Source organism: Bradyrhizobium sp. UFLA05-125, from assembly GCF_059803515.1.
The window spans coordinates 1-575 of sequence record NZ_JBANBJ010000190.1 but is presented as its reverse complement, the minus strand read 5'-3'; the positions used below and the strand labels follow the sequence as shown (position 1 = coordinate 575).

The 575-nt window shown below is 62.4% G+C and carries 1 protein-coding gene; it reads left to right on the top strand.

Annotated features, from left to right (window positions below):
• Positions 1 to 575, top strand: a 575-nt coding sequence (locus tag SO156_RS45880; protein WP_498539469.1) for an ABC transporter substrate-binding protein, incomplete at both ends; no start/stop codon positions are given.

Here is a 575-nt window from a genome sequence, read left to right as displayed (position 1 = left end):
CTTCTATGGATCGCTCTACGAAGGTGGTGCCTGCGACAAGCAGACCTTCGTCACGGGTCCTTCCGCCTCGCAGCAATTGTCGGTGCTGATCGATTGGGCGGTGAAGAAATACGGCAAGCGGATCTACGTCATGGCGCCCGACTACAATTTCGGGACCATCTCGGCGCACTGGGTCAAGGAATATGCGAAGAAGGCCGGCGCGGACGTCGTGGGTGAGGACTTTCTGGCGCTCACGGTCACCGACTACGCGCCGACCATTCAGAAGATCCAGTCCGCCAAGCCGGACTTCGTCGTCGCGCTGCCGGTCGGTGCCAACCAGACCGGCTTCCTCGAGCAGTTCGCCGCCGCGGGCCTCAAGGACAGGATCGGCGTCGTCTCGACCAACTACGGCTCGGGCAACCAGCAGGTCGTCGTGTCGCCGGCAGCCGGCAAGGGCCTCATCGCCGACCAGGGCTATTTCCAGGTCGTCGACAATCCGGCCAATGCCGAGTTCGTCAAGCTGTGGACCGCGAAGTACGGCAGCGATACGCCGATCATCTCGGAAGCGGTCGACATCTGGAACGCCGTGCATCTGT